1 protein-coding gene is annotated in these 1,443 nt (G+C 33.8%); it reads left to right on the top strand.

The genetic code is table 11. The features are described from left to right. The first annotated feature begins 194 nt into the window (after window positions 1-194). Window positions 195-1,091, top strand: coding sequence for a DMT family transporter (locus ACYQ2M_RS25040; protein ID WP_459919133.1), 897 nt, complete (start codon window positions 195-197; stop codon window positions 1,089-1,091). Window positions 1,092-1,443: the final 352 nt, after the last annotated feature.

The raw sequence follows: 1,443 nt of genomic DNA, 5'->3' as shown, positions 1-1,443 counted from the left end.
TAGACTTTCTGGATCAATAAAGTATCAATATATTTCTGAACTAAAAAATCATCTGCTTCTAGTAATGCCTAACTTTAATATGTTCATTATAGAAATAACCGTGCCCCATTTCTCTACAATGTGAAGCATAAAGTTTAGACGAATACATTAATTTTATCACCCTATTCTTGGAACTTGAAAGGAGGGCGTATAAAGTGGAGCTAAAAATGGTTATTATTACTCAATACATTCTAACTATATTGATCTGGGGATCGACTTGGTTAGCAATAAAATTTCAACTGGGAATAGTTGACCCTATGGTTTCAATTACTTACCGCTTTTTGCTCTCCTCGCTGATATTATTTATATTTTGCTATATTACAAATAGAAAGGTTCAATTTGATGTTAAAGATCATCTATTTTTAATATTACAGGGCATACTATCGTTTTCGATTGCCTATTGGTGTGTATATTACGCTGAGATATATCTGACTAGTGGATTGGTTTCCGTGATCAGTTCATGTATTATGTTTTTTAATATCATAAATGGGGCGATCTTTTTGGAGTCGAAGGTCGATATTAGCGTTTTATTTGCTGCATCAATAGGCCTTCTGGGTATGATATTAATCTTTTGGCCTGAAATTTCATCTGTCAATTTTTCAAATGAAGCTCTACAAGGAATCATCATAGGCTTTATAGGTGTAATCATGTATTCTTTAGGAAATGTGACAGTTCAACGTAATTATCAAAAACAACTTCCGTTGATTCAATCCAACGCTTTCAGCATGGCTTATGGAGCATTGTTTATGATCATTATATCACTTTTATTGAAAAAATCTTTTATTTTTGATTTTTCCATAGAATATCTATCCTCGCTCCTATATTTAGTAATTTTTGGTTCGGTTATTGCGTTTTATTGTTACTTTTCACTCGTTGGAAAAATCGGTGCTGACAGAGCAGCTTATGGGTCAATTGTTACTCCGGTGATCGCTTTGATCCTCTCAACTTTTTTCGAAGACTATCGATGGAGTTCTTGTGCGGTTACCGGAATGTTTCTGTTAATTATTGGAAATTTGCTTGTGTTCAACAAAAAACAACTAACCTCAGTATGAATTGCAACAACGAAAGTAAAATGATATACTAGGTTATTTCAAATGCTTATATAAAAACTGAGATTGCTTTTTTCTCCCCCAATATGCTATTTAATCGAAATGTATCTCACAGTTTTGCCCTTAAAATATTCTAGCAGTTTGCAAATAACCCAGCGCTCAACTTGACCGCCGTTTTGTGGTGGAGAGTGTATAGATCTCAATATCTCAACACCATCTATTGAGAATGGGATGCAAAACATACAGGAAATTGCTGATTTTTTATCTTCCGCTTATTTGATAACCCCCACTGTTAGGATAGTTGTCACATGAACTGAAAAGTTTTATTATAGAATCACAGGAGGAAGTTCATGCG

This window comes from Desulfocicer niacini (assembly GCF_054657595.1).
This window is presented reverse-complemented; position numbering and strand designations above follow the sequence as displayed.